The sequence below is a fragment of the Nitratireductor sp. StC3 genome (assembly GCF_003015025.1).
GTDB lineage: Bacteria > Pseudomonadota > Alphaproteobacteria > Rhizobiales > Rhizobiaceae > Mangrovimarina > Mangrovimarina alexandrii.
Window position 1 is genome coordinate 503,438 of sequence record NZ_PYBP01000002.1, and the last position, 13,212, is coordinate 516,649.

Sequence of the window (13,212 nt, forward strand, 5' to 3'; positions counted from 1 at the left end):
GCGCGCCGTCAGCCGTGCGCGGCCCGCATCATCTCGGCCGCCCGTTCCGCGATCATGATCGTCGGTGCGTTGGTGTTGCCGCCGATCAGGGTCGGCATCACCGAGGCGTCGACCACTCTGAGCCCGTCCACGCCGTGAACGCGCAATTGCGGATCCACCACCGCCATCGCGTCGGTGCCCATGCGGCAGGTGCCGACCGGGTGATAGATGGTGTCGGCGCGGGCGCGGATATGCTGCATCAGTTCGGCGTCGGTTTCGCCGCCGGTGAGATAAAGCTGCTTGCGCCGATAGGGCGCCAGCGCCGGCGCGTCCAGGATGGCGCGCATCGTCTTGGCGCCTTTCAAGAGCAAGGCCGCGTCGCGGTCGTCGGCGAGATAGGCCGGGTCGATCGCCGGCGGCGCCAGCGGATCGGCGCTCGCCAGGCTGACGGTGCCGCGCGAATGCGGCCGCAGCACGCAGACATGGCAGGAAAATCCGTATCCCAGATGCAGCTTGCGGGCATGGTCGTCGACGACCGAGATGACGAAATGAAGCTGCAGGTCGGGCCTGGCGAGCGCCGGGTCGGACTTGATGAAGGCGCCGGCCTCGGCGAACGGGGTCGCGATCATGCCCGACCCGTCGCGCCGCCAGCGCAGCATGTGGCGCACCAGCTTCGCCGTTCCGCGCAGGCCGATGCCGAACAGGTCGGTCTCGTTCGATTTCCAGGACTGGATGAAGTCGAGATGGTCCTGCAGGTTTTTCCCGACGCCCGGCAATTCGTGCAGCGTTGCGATGCCGTGCCGGGAAAGTTCGTCCTTCGGTCCAATGCCCGACAGAAGCAGCAAATGCGGCGACCCGAACGCCCCGCCGCACAGCACGACCTCGCGCCGGGCCTCGACCAGCTCGTCGCGGCCCTTGCGCCGGTAGCGCAGGCCCGTCGCCCGCTTGCCGTCGAAGGCGATGCCCGTCGCGTGCGCCTTGGTGACGACGGTCAGGTTCGCCCGCTCCATCGCCGGATGCAGATAGGCCGCCGCCGCCGAGCAGCGCTCGCCCTTGCGCGGCCCGTCCCAGAACTGGGTGACCTGGTAGAGCCCGGCGCCCTCCTGCTCGGGGCCGTTGAAATCGTCGTTGCCGCGGATCTGGGTCTGGGCGCAGGCCTCGACGAAGGCATGGCTGATCGGGCGCGGTTCTTGCTGTTCGCCGACCTTCAGCGGACCGTCGCCGCCATGCAGGGCGTCGCCGCCGCGCTGATTGCCCTCCGCCCGCCGGAAATAGGGCAGCACCTCGTCCCACGACCAGCCCGCGCAGCCCGCCTCGGCCCAGTCGTCATAGTCGCCGGGGTGACCGCGCACGTAAAGCATGGCGTTGATCGCGCTCGATCCGCCGAGCGCCTTGCCGCGCGGCTGGTATCCGCGCCGGCCGTTGAGGCCCGCCTGCGGGACGGTCTCGAACGCCCAGTTGTTGAGTTTCGGCCGCCCCGGCAAGAGCGCGACCACCCCGGCCGGCGCGCGGATCAAGAGGTCGCGCCCGTCGCCGCCGGCTTCGACCAGGCATACCGAGACGGCCGGGTCTTGCGAAAGCCGCGCCGCCAGGGTGGCGCCGGCCGAGCCGCCGCCGGCGATCACATAGTCGTAAGCCATGCCCGCGTCCTCCCGCGCGCCGGTTTCCCGGCTTTGAAGGATATGAGCAAGTCGATGGCGCGCTGTAAAGCGGGGGCGTGGCGGCTACGAGGCCGCCGGCAGGCGCCGCCAGGCATAACCGGCCGCGGCCGGTGCGCCCTTTGCCGCCGGCTGGTAGTGCACGGGTAGCCCGCCGACCCGACCGGCTGCAAGCCGCGCCAGCGTGGCCGCATGCGAGACCTCGAACTCGTCGAAGCCGGTGCGCAGCATCAGGGCGATCTGGTCGATCAGCACCTGCCCCGTCGCCCGCAGCCGCCCGCGATAGCCATGGCGCTCTCGCAGCAGCGCGGCCTTCGAATAGGAGCGGCCGTCGGCGAAGCCGGGAAAGGCGAGCGCGACGAGGGGAATGTCGGCAAGCGTGTCGACGATCGCGGCGATGTCGTCGCCGGGGGCGAGCGCGACGCCGATGCGGCCGCTTTCGGCCCGGCGCGTGGTCGCGTCGAGCGCCAGCCACGCCGCGAGCGGCAGGATCACGCTGTCATTGCCGGCAAGCGCCTCGGCGCTGTCTGAATGGCGCCAGAAATCGTCGCGAAACCCGTCCGGTGTCCACAGCCGGCAGTTGGAAGCGGATGCCTGGTCGTTCATTCTCAGCCTCGAATTCGGGGATCGGCGGCGCTCATGCCGGGAAGATGGATGCCGCATTCGGTCTTGGCCGAACCGGCCCAGCGTCCGCTGCGCGCGTCTTCGCCGGGCTTGACCGGCTGCGTGCATGGGAAACAGCCGATTGACAGATAGCCGTAGGCGGTGAGCGGATTTTCGCGCAGGCCGTTGGCGCGCATATAGGCGGCGAGATCGTGCGTGGTCCACGACGCGAGCGGATTGATGCGGATCCGCGTTCCCACCGCCTCGAACACCGGCAGGCCGGCGCGCGAACTCGCCTGGAAGCGCTTGCGCCCGGTCAGCCAGGCCGCAAACGGCGCGACCGCCCGTGCCATCGGTTCGACCTTGCGGATGTCGCAGCAGGCATCCGTGTCGCGGCGGTGCAGCGTGCCGTCCGGATCGCGCGCCGCAAGCAGATCGTCGCGCGGCGTAATCACCCTGAGATCGGCGAGGCCGAGATCGTCGGCCAGCAGATCGCGATAGGCGAGCGTTTCGGAAAAATGCTTGCCGGTATCGAGAAACAGCACCGGAACGGCGGGATCGACCGCCGCCAGCATGTGCAAGAGCACCGCCGAATCGGCGCCGAAGGAGGAGACTGCCGCGATCTCGCCGGCAAAAAGCGCGCGCGCCGCCTTTTCCACGACCGCCATCGGCGCAAGCCCGCCATGGCGTGCCTCGAGCTCGGCGGCCCGGGCGCGCGCCTCGGCCTCAGGCCGCCCTGGCTTCGCGACCATAAAGCGCCTCCTTGAAGGGCGCCGGCCCGACCCGGCGATAGGCGTCGATGAAGCGTTCGGACGGGTCGCTGCGCAGGCCGAGATAGGTCTCGACCACCGTTTCGACCGCGTCGGTGATCGCGTCGGGGGCGAAGCCGCGGCCGACGATCTCGCCGATCGAACTCGTCTCGTCGCCCGAGCCTCCGAGCGTGATCTGGTAGAGCTCGCTGCCCTTCTTCTCGACGCCCAGAATGCCGATATGGCCGACATGGTGATGGCCGCAGGCGTTGATGCAGCCGGAGATCTTCAGCTTCAGCTCGCCGATCTCGCGCTGCCGCTCCAGCGAGGCGAACCGGCGCGAAATCTCCTGCGCGACCGGGATCGAACGCGCATTGGCGAGCGCGCAATAGTCGAGCCCGGGGCAGGCGATGATGTCGCTGATCAAATTGGAGTTCGCCGTCGCCAGGCCGGTCTCCACCAGCCGGTCGTAGACGGCTTTCAGGTCGGCGCGCGCGACATGCGGCAGCACCAGATTCTGTTCGTGGCTCACCCGGATCTCGTCGAAACCGTATTGCTCGGCGAGGGCGGCGACGGCCTCCATCTGCTGGTCGGTGGCGTCGCCCGGCGCCTCGCCGATGGCTTTCAGCGAAATCGTCACCGCCGCGTAGTCGGCATGTTTGTGGGTGGTCACGTTCTGGCCCAGCCAGTCGGCGAAATCCTTCGAAACCAGCCGCGCCAGGCGCACGGCGTCGTCGCCCTCGGGGCGCGGCGTCAGCGGCGGCGGCGCGAAATAGGTTTCGATGGCGCGGATGTCTTTATCCGGCAGTTTGAGTTCGCCGTCCCGCAGCGCGGCGAATTCGGCCTCGATCTGCTTGGTCAGTTCCTCCGTGCCGGTCTCGTGCACCAGGATCTTGATGCGCGCCTTGAACTTGTTGTCGCGACGCCCGTGAAGATTGTAAACGCGCACGATCGCCGTCGTATAGGACAGCAGATCCTCCTCGGGCAGGAAGTCGCGGATTTTCTTGGCGATCATCGGCGTGCGGCCCTGGCCGCCGCCGACATAGACGGCGAAGCCGAGCCGGCCATCCGCATCCTTCTTCAGATGCAGGCCGATATCGTGCACCTGGATCGCGGCGCGGTCGCGTTCGGCGCCGGTCACCGCGATCTTGAACTTGCGCGGCAGGTAGGAAAATTCCGGGTGCACGGACGACCATTGCCTGAGGATCTCGGCATAGGGGCGCGGGTCGGCGACCTCGTCGGCCGCGGCGCCGGCGAAATGATCGGCCGTGACGTTGCGGATGCAGTTGCCGGACGTCTGGATGGCGTGCATCTCCACGCTCGCCAGTTCTTCCAGGATCGCGGGAATGTCCGATAGGGCGGGCCAGTTGAACTGGATGTTCTGCCGCGTGGTGAAATGGCCATAGCCCTTGTCGTAGGTGCGCGCGACATGGGCCAGCTTGCGCATCTGGCGTCCGTTCAAGGTGCCGTAGGGCACCGCGATCCTCAACATATAGGCGTGAAGCTGCAGGTAGACGCCGTTCATCAGCCTGAGCGGCTTGAACTGGTCCTCGGTGATCTCGCCGGCCAGCCGGCGCTCGACCTGGTCGCTGAACTGCGCCACGCGGGCGTTTACGAAACTGCGGTCGAATTCGTCGTAGCGATACATGGCTTCGGTTCTCGTTGGCCGGCGCGACCCGTCTCAGGCGGCGCGCGAAATCATCGGGCGCGCCTGCTTGCCCAGGTCGCTGCGATTGGTCGGGCCGGCGGCGCGGATGCGTTCGCGCAGCCTTTTCGGCAGGATCTCTCCGTCGGCGAGCGCGACGTCGATCAGTTCGACATCGACCACCTGGTTGTTTTCATAGGCCTCGACGCCGATGCGTTCGAGCGCGGTCACGGCCTCGTCGTCGACAGCGATCGCGGCACCGGCGATCGCCTCGTTCCAGTGTCCGTTGGTTCCGAACCAAACGGCTTCGCCGTCATGCAGGCGGTTGGCGGTCAAGATCTTCATGGCTGGGTCCCGATCATGTGTATTACGCGGCAAGCGCCGTCGCCGCGGCCGCTGCGAGCGGCTGCGAGCGGTCGAAATTGGCGCCGGCGACGGCATCGCCGATAATCGTCATCACCGGTCCGGCCAGTTCGTCGCGTCGCTGAAGCGCGGGCAGGTCGGCGAGCGTGCCGTGCAAAAGCCGGCGGCCGGGCAGGCTGGCGTTCTCGACCACCGCAACCGCGGTCTCCGGCGACAGTCCGGCCTCGATCAGGCGTCCGGCCACCTCCGCGGCCACCGAGCGGCCCATATAGACGGCGACCGTCGCGCCGCCGATGGCAAGCCGGGCCCAGTCCGGCAGGGTCGATCCCTTGAGGTCGTGGCCGGTCGTGAACACCATCGACGACGACACGCCGCGCAGCGTCAAGGGCAGTTCGAAATCGGCCGCGGCGGCGAAGGCGGCGGTCACGCCCGGCACGATCTCGTAGGCGATGCCGGCATCGCGCAGCGCCTGCATTTCCTCGCCGGCCCGGCCGAAGATCAGCGGGTCGCCGCTTTTCAGCCTGACGACGCGTTTGCCCGCCGCCGCCAGCTCGACCAGCAGCGCGTTGATCTCGCCCTGCGCCTTGGAATGGCAGCCCTTGCGCTTGCCGACCGCGATCCGCTCGGCGTCGCGGCGGCCCATCTCCACGATCGCCGTCGGCACCAGCGCGTCGAACAGGATCGCATCGGCCTGCATCAACAGGCGTTGGGCGCGCAGCGTCAAAAGATCTTCCGCGCCCGGCCCGGCGCCGATCAGGGCGACATGGCCGCGCGTCGGCGCGTCCTGGCCAAGCAGGCGTTCGGCCGCTGCGCGCGCTTCCGAGATATGGCCGATCTCCATCAGCCGGGCCGGCTCGCCGTCGAAAAAGTCGGTCCAAAAGCGTCGCCTGGCGCTGCCGCGCGGCACGAGGTTCTCAACCGTATCGCGCAGCCCGGCCGCGAGCCGGGCCAGCGGTCCGAGCGCAGGCGAGAGCATCCGGTCGATCCGGGCGCGAATGATCTGCGCCAGCACCGGGCCGGCGCCCTCGGTGCCGATCGCCACGGTAACCGGGGCGCGGTTGACGATTGCCGGCGTCAGAAAGTCGCAAAGCTGCGGCCGGTCGACGGCGTTGGCGGGAATGTTGCGCGCCCGGGCGTCGGCGATCACGCGCGCGTCCAGCGCTTCCGCGCCGGTGGCGGCAAACACCAGCACGGCGCCGTCGATCTGCGCCGCCTCGTAGGGCGCGCGCAGCAACTCCGCGCCCCGCTCGGCGGCGAAGGCGGCGAGCGCCGGCGCGGGGGCGTCGGCGACGATGCGGATCGCGGTGTCGCATTGCGCGATCAGCCGGGCCTTGGTGAGCGCTTCCTCGCCGCCGCCGACGATCACGACGGTCCTGTCCTTGACCCGCATGAAAACGGGAAAAGCGTTCAATGTGCCGGCATGCGCAGCCATTGCGGCCAATCTCCTTTGCATGGCCGGTATTGTCGGTGCGACGACGCCGGATCAGAAGAAATGGGCTCGCGTGCGCTGCCAGGGCGCGCAATCGCTTTTTCACGGCCGGTACCGGCCACGGAATAAAATTCTCTCAGTCCGGCCCGTCACCGCCCTATCGGGAACGCAGTGCTTCGCGATACGTTGTTTTCGGCTGGCACCGATTGCGATCGCGACCTTTTCGGACGGCGGTTCGGCCGGGCATGCCGGAGACCACGAAATAGGAGATATCGATGACCCTCACGAAACTGCAACGCGGAACCTGGGTGCTGGTCGCCGACGGCGAGAAGGCGTTGTTCTTGCGCAATGAGGGCACGGCCTTCGAGCCGGCGCTGGTGGTGGTCGACGAGGCCCGCCAGGAGAATCCGGCTACCCGCGACCAGGGCACGGACCGGCCGGGACGCTTCAATGACGGGCCGAATCGGCATCGCAGCGCGGTCGCCGACACCGATTGGCACCGTATCGCCAAGGATCGCTTTGCCGACGATATCGCGGACAAGCTTTACCGGCTGGCACAGAAGGACGCGTTCAAGCGGATCGTCCTGGTCGCGCAGCCGCACGTGCTGGGCGAAATCCGCAAGAGCTTGCACAAGGACGTCAGCGCCCGCGTCACGGCGGAGGTGGCCAAAACGCTTACCAACCACGCGCTCGACGACATCGAGAAGGTGCTGATGGAGGACTGAACGGCTACCCGGCGAGGAAATCGCGCAACAGCGCGATTTCGCGCTCGCTTGCCAGGGTCGGGGCGTGGCCGCAATCGGCGAAGGTGACGAGTTCGGGCGCCGGACCGCGCCGGGTCATCGTCTCGGCCACCTCCGGCGACAGCACGTCGGAGGCTTCGCCGCGCAGAAGCAGGGTCTTGGCGGTGACCGCGTCGTATTTGTCCCACACGTCGAGGTCGCCCTTGTGCAGGGTGAACTGGGTGACGATCGCCGGGTCGTAATGCACGGTCACCTTGCCGTCGTCGGTGCGGCGCATCGAGGTATCGGCCATGCGCCGCCAGAAGGCGTCCGTGTTGCGGCCGAAGGGGGCGTAGTTGGTCCGCAGCCAGGCCTCGAGCTCGCCGACCGTGTCGTAGACCGGCGGGTTGCCGACATAGGAGACGATCCGGCCGCTGCCGGCCTGCGGAATGTCGGGGCCGATATCGTTGATGACCAGGTGGCTCATGCGTTCCTTCAACGCGCCGGCCGCCAGCGTCACGCCGATCAGCCCGCCCATCGACGTGCCGACCCAGCGCAGCCTGTCGATTTGGTAGTGGTCGAGCATGGTAAGCGCGGTCTCGCCAAAGCTCTTGTAGGAATAATCGGCGCCGCCCGGCCGCGACCAGCTCGACAGCCCGCGCCCGAGCGTGTCGGGACAGAGCACGAAATAGCTGTCGCTCAGCGCTTCGGCGGCCTCGTCGAAATCGCGGCCCGTGCGGGCCAGCCCGTGCCACATGACGAGCGCCGGCCGGCCGGGATCGCCCCATTCGCTCACATGCAGTTCGTGGCCGCCGGCGGCGACATAGGTCGAGCGGGGGCTGGTCATCGATGGTGTCCCTTTTTCATGAGGGTTCCCGCGATCCCGGCGGGGAAGAAATAGACGAGCAGGATGAAGAGCAGTCCGAGCCACAAGAGCCAGCGGTCCGGATTGAGCAGATCCGGCAAGAGCGGCACACCGGCCGTCGCCTCGGCCGCGATCTCCATCACATCCTTCAGGTAGAACTGCGCCAGGCTCATCAGGACGACGCCGATCAGCGCACCGACCAGCGTGCCCATGCCGCCGATGACGACCATCAACAGGATGTCGATCATGATCGCGAACGACAGCACCACTTCCGGGCCGACATATTTCAGCCACACCGCCCGCAGCACGCCGGCCAGCGCGGCGATCACCGCCGAAATGCAGAAGATCGCGGTGCGGTAGCTGACGACGCGATAGCCGATCGCCTCGGCGCGCAATTCGTTCTCGCGGACCGCCTGCAGCACGGTGCCCATCGGCGAGGCGACGATGCGCATCATCGCCAGAAACAGCACCAGGCAGCCCAGAAAGACGAAATAATAGGCCGCGATCTTGCCGTTCAGCGGCACGTCGAACAGCCTGAGCACCTTGCCGTCGGCGTCGGTGACGAGCTTGAAGGCCGGCGAGAACAGGCGCGGGACCTGATAGGTGAAACCGTCCTCGCCGCCGGTGAAGTCGGAGAGCTGGTTGGCGAGCACCATCATCACCGAGGCCGCGGCCAGCGTCACCATGGCGAAAAAGATCGCCTTGACCCGGAGCGACAGCAGCCCGATCAGCACCGCCAGCACCAGGGCGGCGGCGACGCCGAGCCCGCCGCCGATCAGGATCGCGTCGAAGCCCGGCCCCCAGGCCTTCAGCATCATCGCCGTGCCGTAGGCGCCGAGCCCGAAAAACATCGTGTGGGCGAAGGAGACGATGCCGGTATAGCCGATCAGGAGATCGTAGCTGGCGACCAGCACGATGAACACGCAGATGCGCGCGGCGACTTCCTGGGCGCGCACGTCGGGAAACAGGAACGGCGCGAAGGCGAGGCAGAGCGCGATCGCCAGCGCGACGGCGTAGACGATCAGCCGGCCGGCCGGCACGCGGCGGCGGGTGTCGGGGATCGCGGACGGGGATGTGATCGACTGGTCCGACATCGCGCTTATCCCTTGATCGCCGGCTTGAGGCCGAACGGACGCCACAGAAGGATGATCATCATCAACAGCATGTTGGAGGCGAGCGACAGTTTGGGAAACAGGAAGGCGACGTAATTGGCCAGGAGCCCGACCAGGATGGCGCCGAGCAGCGAGCCCTCGATCGAGCCCAGCCCGCCGATGATGACGACGATGAACACCAAAATCATCAGTTCGCCGCCCAGCGCCGGCGTGATCAGCCCCTGATAGCCGGCCCACATCGCGCCGCCCATCGCCGCCAGCGCCGAGCCGGCCATGAACACGCCGATGAACAGCCGGTCGATCCGGAAGCCGAGCGTCTCGACCATCTCGCGGTTTTCCACCCCGGCGCGGATCAAAAGGCCGATGCGGGTCCGGTTGAGCGCGAAATGCATCGCCACATAGACGGCGAGCCCGAGCAGGAAGGCGAAGATGCGATAGATCTCGATGGCCACGTCGCCGATGATCAGCGAGCCCTCGAGCACTTTCGGGCGCGGCACGGCCACCGGCGCCCCGCCCCAGATCGCCAGCAGCAATTGCTCGGCCACGATCAGCGCGCCGATGGTGATCAGGATCTGGCGCAGATGGTCCTTGTAGACCGGCTTGACGATGACGCGCTCGAAGAACCAGCCGGCCGCCGCGCCGAAGGCGGTGGCCGCCGCCACCGCCAGCAGCAGCGCGGCGATGTTGAGGATGGCGCTGTCGCCGGCCACCCAGCCGGCCAGCGCGGCCAGCGTGGACGCGGCGATGAAGGCGCCGAAGGAGACGAAGGCCGAATGGCCGAAATTCAACACGTCCATCAGCCCGAAGATCAGCGACAGGCCCGACGCCATCAGGAAGATCATCATGCCCATCGCGAGCCCCGCAACCGTCAGCGTGACCCATGTCGACGGCACGCCGATCAGCGCGAAGGCGAGCGCGGCGATGGCGACCGGCAGCAGGTAGACGCCGCCGAACCGGTTCAGATGTGAGGAAATCTCGGCCATGATCGTCCTATTGTTGCGCGTCCAGGCTGAGCGACAGGAGTTTCGTTTGCAGGCCCTCGTCGGCGGCGAGCGCGGCCATGTCGCCGTCATGCACGATGCGGCCGTCGTCGATCACCGTCACGCCGCGCCCCAGCGCGCGGGCGAACAGAAAATTCTGCTCGACCAGCAAGATGGTGGTGTCGGCGGCGATCTCGCGGAAGGCGGCGATCATCGCCCGGATGATGGCCGGCGCCAGGCCCTTGGTCGGTTCGTCGATCAGGATCATCGCCCGCTTCTCGATGATCGCGCGCGAGATCGCCAGCATCTGCTTCTGGCCGCCCGACAGCGCGAAGGCCTGTTTGGTCCAGAATTTCTCCATCGCCGGAAACAGCGCGAAGACCCGGTCGAGCCGGTCCTTGTCGAACTGGCCCGAACCGGTCGCAAGCCGCATGTTCTCCTCGACCGTCAGCCCGCCGAAAATGCCCATGTTCTCCGGCACGTAGGCGATGCCGAGGCGCGCGATGTCGGGCGTCGGCAGGGCGGTGATGTCGTGATGGCGAAACACGATCGCGCCCTTGCGCGCGCGCCACAGCCCCATGATGGTGCGCAGCGTCGTCGTCTTGCCGGCGCCGTTGCGGCCCAGGAGCACGTGCACGCCGCCTTCCGGGACGTCGAAGGAGACGCCGTGCAGAATATGATACTGGCCGATATCGGTGTGCACGTCGTCGAGGCGCAGGATGGCATCGCTCATCAGGCGACCTCCTCTTCGTCGTCGGCGCCGACGCCCAGATAGATCTCGCGCACCACCGGCAGCGTCATCACCGTGTCCGGCGCGCCGTCGGCGACCAGCTCGCCGTTGTGAAGCACGACGATGCGGTCGGCGAGCGCGCGCACCACGTCCATCTTGTGCTCCACCAGAAGCACAGTCTTGGTCGTGTCTTGCTTGATCTCGGCAATCAGGTCGAGGATCGCCGGCGCCTCGTCGACCGACATGCCGGCGGTCGGTTCGTCGAACATGTAGATGTCGGGCTGCATGGCGATCAGCATCGCCACCTCGAGCTTGCGCTGGTCGCCATGCGGCAGGGCGGCTGCCGGATAATGTGCGACGCCGGCGAGCCGCGCGCTCTCCAGATGCCGCGCGGCTTCGTCGCGGATATCGTCAAGGCGCGCCGCCCGGCGGAAGATGCTCGCTCCGGCGCCCTGGCGCGCCTGCACCGCCAGGCGGACATTTTCCAGCACGGAGAGCTGCGGAAACAGGTTGGTGAGCTGGAAGGCGCGGCCGATCCCGGCCTTGGCGCGCGCCGACGGCGACAGCGCGGTGATGTCGCGCCCGTCCTTGAAGACACGGCCGGCTGTGGGTCGAAGCTGGCCGGAAACCAGGTTGAACCATGTCGTCTTGCCGGCGCCGTTGGGGCCGACGATCACCGTCAGCTCGCCGGGACGAAAGGCGCAGCTCACGCCGTCGACGGCGGCGTGGCCGCCGAACCGGATCGTCAGGTCTTCGGTGCGCAGGGAAAAACGGTCAGACATCGGCAAGGGGTCCTGACGTCAAGCGTGTGGGCCGCCCGGTCGGGGAAGGAGGAGGGACGCGGGCAGGTCGTGGTCGCCATGCCCGCATCCCGGCTGTCGGTGCCGCTCCCCGTTCGCGGGGAGCGCAAAACCGTCACTCCTGGTTGTTGCGGCCGATCGGAATGTTCATTTCCTCCGGCTTGATCTCGCGCACCAGTTCCGGGATCGCCCAGTCGACGGCATCGTCGACCTTGATCTTGAAATGATACATGGACTGCAGCGCCTGATGGTCTTCGGGACGGAAGGTCATCATGCCCTTGGGCGTGTCCCAGCTCATGCCTTCCATGGTGGCGATCAGCGTTTCGGTCTCCCAGTCCTCTGCCGTCTCCAGGGCCTTGGCGATGGCGAGCGCGGCCACCATGCCGCCGGCGGTGAAGAAGTCCGGAGGCGCGTCGAAGCGCTTCTTGTGTTCGGCGACCAACCAGTCGTTGATCGCGTTGTCCGGGTTTTCGTAATAATAATAGATCGCGCCTTCCATGCCGGGCACGCGCTTGTAGGTCGGCAGCACCGGCAGGATGTGGCCGCCGGTCGAAATCTCGATGCCGTAGCGCGACGGATCGGCCGACACCAGCGCCCCCATCGGATCGCCCGAGCCGGCGACGTAGATCAGCACCACCTTGCGCCCGTCCTTGTCCTTGAGCGCGTTGAACAGCCGTTCGATGGTGGCGGTGTAGTCGGTGGTCTTCAGCGGCACGTATTCCTCCGCCACCACGGTCGCGCCGGTGCCGTCGAGCGCCGTCTTGAAGGCGGCGATGCCGTCCTTGCCGAACGCGTAGTCCTCGGCGAGCGTCGCCACGAACAGCGTCTCGTCGGGTTTCAGCGCCAGCGCCTGGGCCTGCATGTCCATCGACGAGTTGCGCGAGGTCTTGAACACGTAGCGGTTGGAGTCCGGGCCGGTCAGCGAATCGGCGACCGCCGGCTCGACGAGCAGGAGGCGCTCATATTCGGCCGCGATCGGCAGCATGGCGGTGGTCACGCCCGAGGAGGTGCCGCCGACGGCGATCAGAACCTCGTCGTCGCCATAGGCCTCGGCCAGCACCGAGCGGGCGACGTCCGGTTTGAACTGGGTGTCCTTTTCGATCACCTCGATCTTGCGGCCCTTGATCTCCATCGTGCCGTTGGTGGCGTATTCGAGACCGAGAGTGAAGCCGTTGGTGGTCTGTTTGGAAAACGCCTCGAGCGGCGATCCCGACAGGCCGTGCACGAGCGCGATCTTGACCGGGTCTTCCTGGGCGGGCGCGCTGGCCACGCCGACCACGGCCAGCGCCGTGGCGAGGGATAAGGCGGACAGTATTTTTTTCATCGGGGTTCCTCCTATGGATTCGGGATGTGTCGGCAGCCGGTTGGGGCGCCATGACGGGTCGGTGGCGTGCGCGGCGAGGCCGTCGTCACGGTGGCGGACGGGATATTCGATGCAGCGGCGGAAACACGACAATCCGCCGCCGGCGCGGTGCCGCGCGTCGACGCGGTCCGGTCCGGGCGCGTCCGAGCGCTTCTGACCAGCCGGATGGCCAGGTTCATGCCGGTTTTCCTCCCAAGTGCGCGCGAAAAACGGC

At 67.5% G+C, this 13,212-nt stretch carries 13 protein-coding genes; 1 reads left to right on the forward strand and 12 read right to left on the reverse strand.

Annotated features, from left to right (window positions below; genetic code table 11):
• Nucleotides 1-8: 8 nt before the first annotated feature.
• The 6 genes from C7T96_RS06965 to cysG all read right to left on the reverse strand — a co-directional run bounded on the left by C7T96_RS06965 (nucleotide 9) and on the right by cysG (nucleotide 6,429).
• Nucleotides 9-1,619: a GMC family oxidoreductase N-terminal domain-containing protein gene (locus tag C7T96_RS06965; protein WP_106570439.1), complete on the reverse strand. Its 1,611-nt coding sequence runs from the start codon at nucleotides 1,617-1,619 to the stop codon at nucleotides 9-11.
• 84 nt (nucleotides 1,620-1,703) lie between these two features.
• The gene (locus C7T96_RS06970; RefSeq protein WP_106570440.1) at nucleotides 1,704-2,243 is read right to left on the reverse strand and encodes a DUF934 domain-containing protein; all 540 of its coding nucleotides are present in this window, start codon (nucleotides 2,241-2,243) and stop codon (nucleotides 1,704-1,706) included.
• Nucleotides 2,244-2,245: 2 nt separating this feature from the next.
• Entirely contained in the window at nucleotides 2,246-2,992 is a 747-nt protein-coding gene (locus tag C7T96_RS06975; RefSeq protein WP_106570441.1) for a phosphoadenylyl-sulfate reductase, read from the reverse strand.
• On the reverse strand, nucleotides 2,967-4,637 hold the full coding sequence (locus C7T96_RS06980; RefSeq protein ID WP_106570442.1) for a nitrite/sulfite reductase: 1,671 nt from the start codon (nucleotides 4,635-4,637) through the stop codon (nucleotides 2,967-2,969). The genes C7T96_RS06975 and C7T96_RS06980 overlap by 26 nt, the downstream gene beginning before the upstream one ends.
• Nucleotides 4,638-4,670: 33 nt before the next feature.
• Nucleotides 4,671-4,979: a DUF2849 domain-containing protein gene (locus C7T96_RS06985; RefSeq protein ID WP_106570443.1), complete on the reverse strand. Its 309-nt coding sequence runs from the start codon at nucleotides 4,977-4,979 to the stop codon at nucleotides 4,671-4,673.
• 22 nt (nucleotides 4,980-5,001) lie between these two features.
• The gene (cysG, locus tag C7T96_RS06990) at nucleotides 5,002-6,429 is read right to left on the reverse strand and encodes a siroheme synthase CysG (protein ID WP_106570444.1); all 1,428 of its coding nucleotides are present in this window, start codon (nucleotides 6,427-6,429) and stop codon (nucleotides 5,002-5,004) included.
• A gap of 272 nt (nucleotides 6,430-6,701) precedes the next feature.
• Here cysG and C7T96_RS06995 point away from each other — a divergent pair, with 272 nt between their 5' ends.
• On the forward strand, nucleotides 6,702-7,151 hold the full coding sequence (locus C7T96_RS06995; RefSeq protein ID WP_106570445.1) for a host attachment family protein: 450 nt from the start codon (nucleotides 6,702-6,704) through the stop codon (nucleotides 7,149-7,151).
• Between the two features lie 4 nt (nucleotides 7,152-7,155).
• Here C7T96_RS06995 and C7T96_RS07000 read toward each other — a convergent pair whose 3' ends face one another.
• The 6 genes from C7T96_RS07000 to C7T96_RS07025 all read right to left on the reverse strand — a co-directional run bounded on the left by C7T96_RS07000 (nucleotide 7,156) and on the right by C7T96_RS07025 (nucleotide 12,959).
• Complete coding sequence (locus tag C7T96_RS07000; protein WP_106570446.1) at nucleotides 7,156-7,995, reverse strand: alpha/beta hydrolase; 840 nt, start codon at nucleotides 7,993-7,995, stop codon at nucleotides 7,156-7,158.
• Nucleotides 7,992-9,107 carry a branched-chain amino acid ABC transporter permease gene (locus C7T96_RS07005; RefSeq protein ID WP_106570447.1) on the reverse strand — a complete coding sequence of 372 codons (1,116 nt, stop codon included), beginning with the start codon at nucleotides 9,105-9,107 and terminating at the stop codon, nucleotides 7,992-7,994. Before C7T96_RS07005 ends, C7T96_RS07000 begins: the two co-directional genes overlap by 4 nt.
• A gap of 5 nt (nucleotides 9,108-9,112) precedes the next feature.
• Entirely contained in the window at nucleotides 9,113-10,108 is a 996-nt protein-coding gene (locus C7T96_RS07010; RefSeq protein ID WP_106570448.1) for a branched-chain amino acid ABC transporter permease, read from the reverse strand.
• A 7-nt stretch (nucleotides 10,109-10,115) separates the two neighbouring features.
• Nucleotides 10,116-10,838: an ABC transporter ATP-binding protein gene (locus C7T96_RS07015; RefSeq protein ID WP_106570449.1), complete on the reverse strand. Its 723-nt coding sequence runs from the start codon at nucleotides 10,836-10,838 to the stop codon at nucleotides 10,116-10,118.
• Nucleotides 10,838-11,617 carry an ABC transporter ATP-binding protein gene (locus tag C7T96_RS07020; RefSeq protein WP_106570450.1) on the reverse strand — a complete coding sequence of 260 codons (780 nt, stop codon included), beginning with the start codon at nucleotides 11,615-11,617 and terminating at the stop codon, nucleotides 10,838-10,840. Before C7T96_RS07020 ends, C7T96_RS07015 begins: the two co-directional genes overlap by 1 nt.
• A 133-nt stretch (nucleotides 11,618-11,750) precedes the next feature.
• Complete coding sequence (locus C7T96_RS07025; RefSeq protein ID WP_106570451.1) at nucleotides 11,751-12,959, reverse strand: substrate-binding domain-containing protein; 1,209 nt, start codon at nucleotides 12,957-12,959, stop codon at nucleotides 11,751-11,753.
• Between the last annotated feature and the right edge of the window lie 253 nt (nucleotides 12,960-13,212).

Excerpts from the sequence above, each read along its gene's own strand:
- C7T96_RS06965 (WP_106570439.1), bottom strand. The coding sequence starts at position 1,619 with ATGGCTTACGACTATGTGATCGCCGGCGGCGGCTCGGCCGGCGCCACC.
- C7T96_RS06970 (WP_106570440.1), bottom strand. The coding sequence starts at position 2,243 with ATGAACGACCAGGCATCCGCTTCCAACTGCCGGCTGTGGACACCGGAC.
- C7T96_RS06975 (WP_106570441.1), bottom strand. The coding sequence starts at position 2,992 with ATGGTCGCGAAGCCAGGGCGGCCTGAGGCCGAGGCGCGCGCCCGGGCC.
- C7T96_RS06980 (WP_106570442.1), bottom strand. The coding sequence starts at position 4,637 with ATGTATCGCTACGACGAATTCGACCGCAGTTTCGTAAACGCCCGCGTG.
- C7T96_RS06985 (WP_106570443.1), bottom strand. The coding sequence starts at position 4,979 with ATGAAGATCTTGACCGCCAACCGCCTGCATGACGGCGAAGCCGTTTGG.
- cysG (WP_106570444.1), bottom strand. The coding sequence starts at position 6,429 with ATGGCTGCGCATGCCGGCACATTGAACGCTTTTCCCGTTTTCATGCGG.
- C7T96_RS06995 (WP_106570445.1), top strand. The coding sequence starts at position 6,702 with ATGACCCTCACGAAACTGCAACGCGGAACCTGGGTGCTGGTCGCCGAC.
- C7T96_RS07000 (WP_106570446.1), bottom strand. The coding sequence starts at position 7,995 with ATGACCAGCCCCCGCTCGACCTATGTCGCCGCCGGCGGCCACGAACTG.
- C7T96_RS07005 (WP_106570447.1), bottom strand. The coding sequence starts at position 9,107 with ATGTCGGACCAGTCGATCACATCCCCGTCCGCGATCCCCGACACCCGC.
- C7T96_RS07010 (WP_106570448.1), bottom strand. The coding sequence starts at position 10,108 with ATGGCCGAGATTTCCTCACATCTGAACCGGTTCGGCGGCGTCTACCTG.
- C7T96_RS07015 (WP_106570449.1), bottom strand. The coding sequence starts at position 10,838 with ATGAGCGATGCCATCCTGCGCCTCGACGACGTGCACACCGATATCGGC.
- C7T96_RS07020 (WP_106570450.1), bottom strand. The coding sequence starts at position 11,617 with ATGTCTGACCGTTTTTCCCTGCGCACCGAAGACCTGACGATCCGGTTC.
- C7T96_RS07025 (WP_106570451.1), bottom strand. The coding sequence starts at position 12,959 with ATGAAAAAAATACTGTCCGCCTTATCCCTCGCCACGGCGCTGGCCGTG.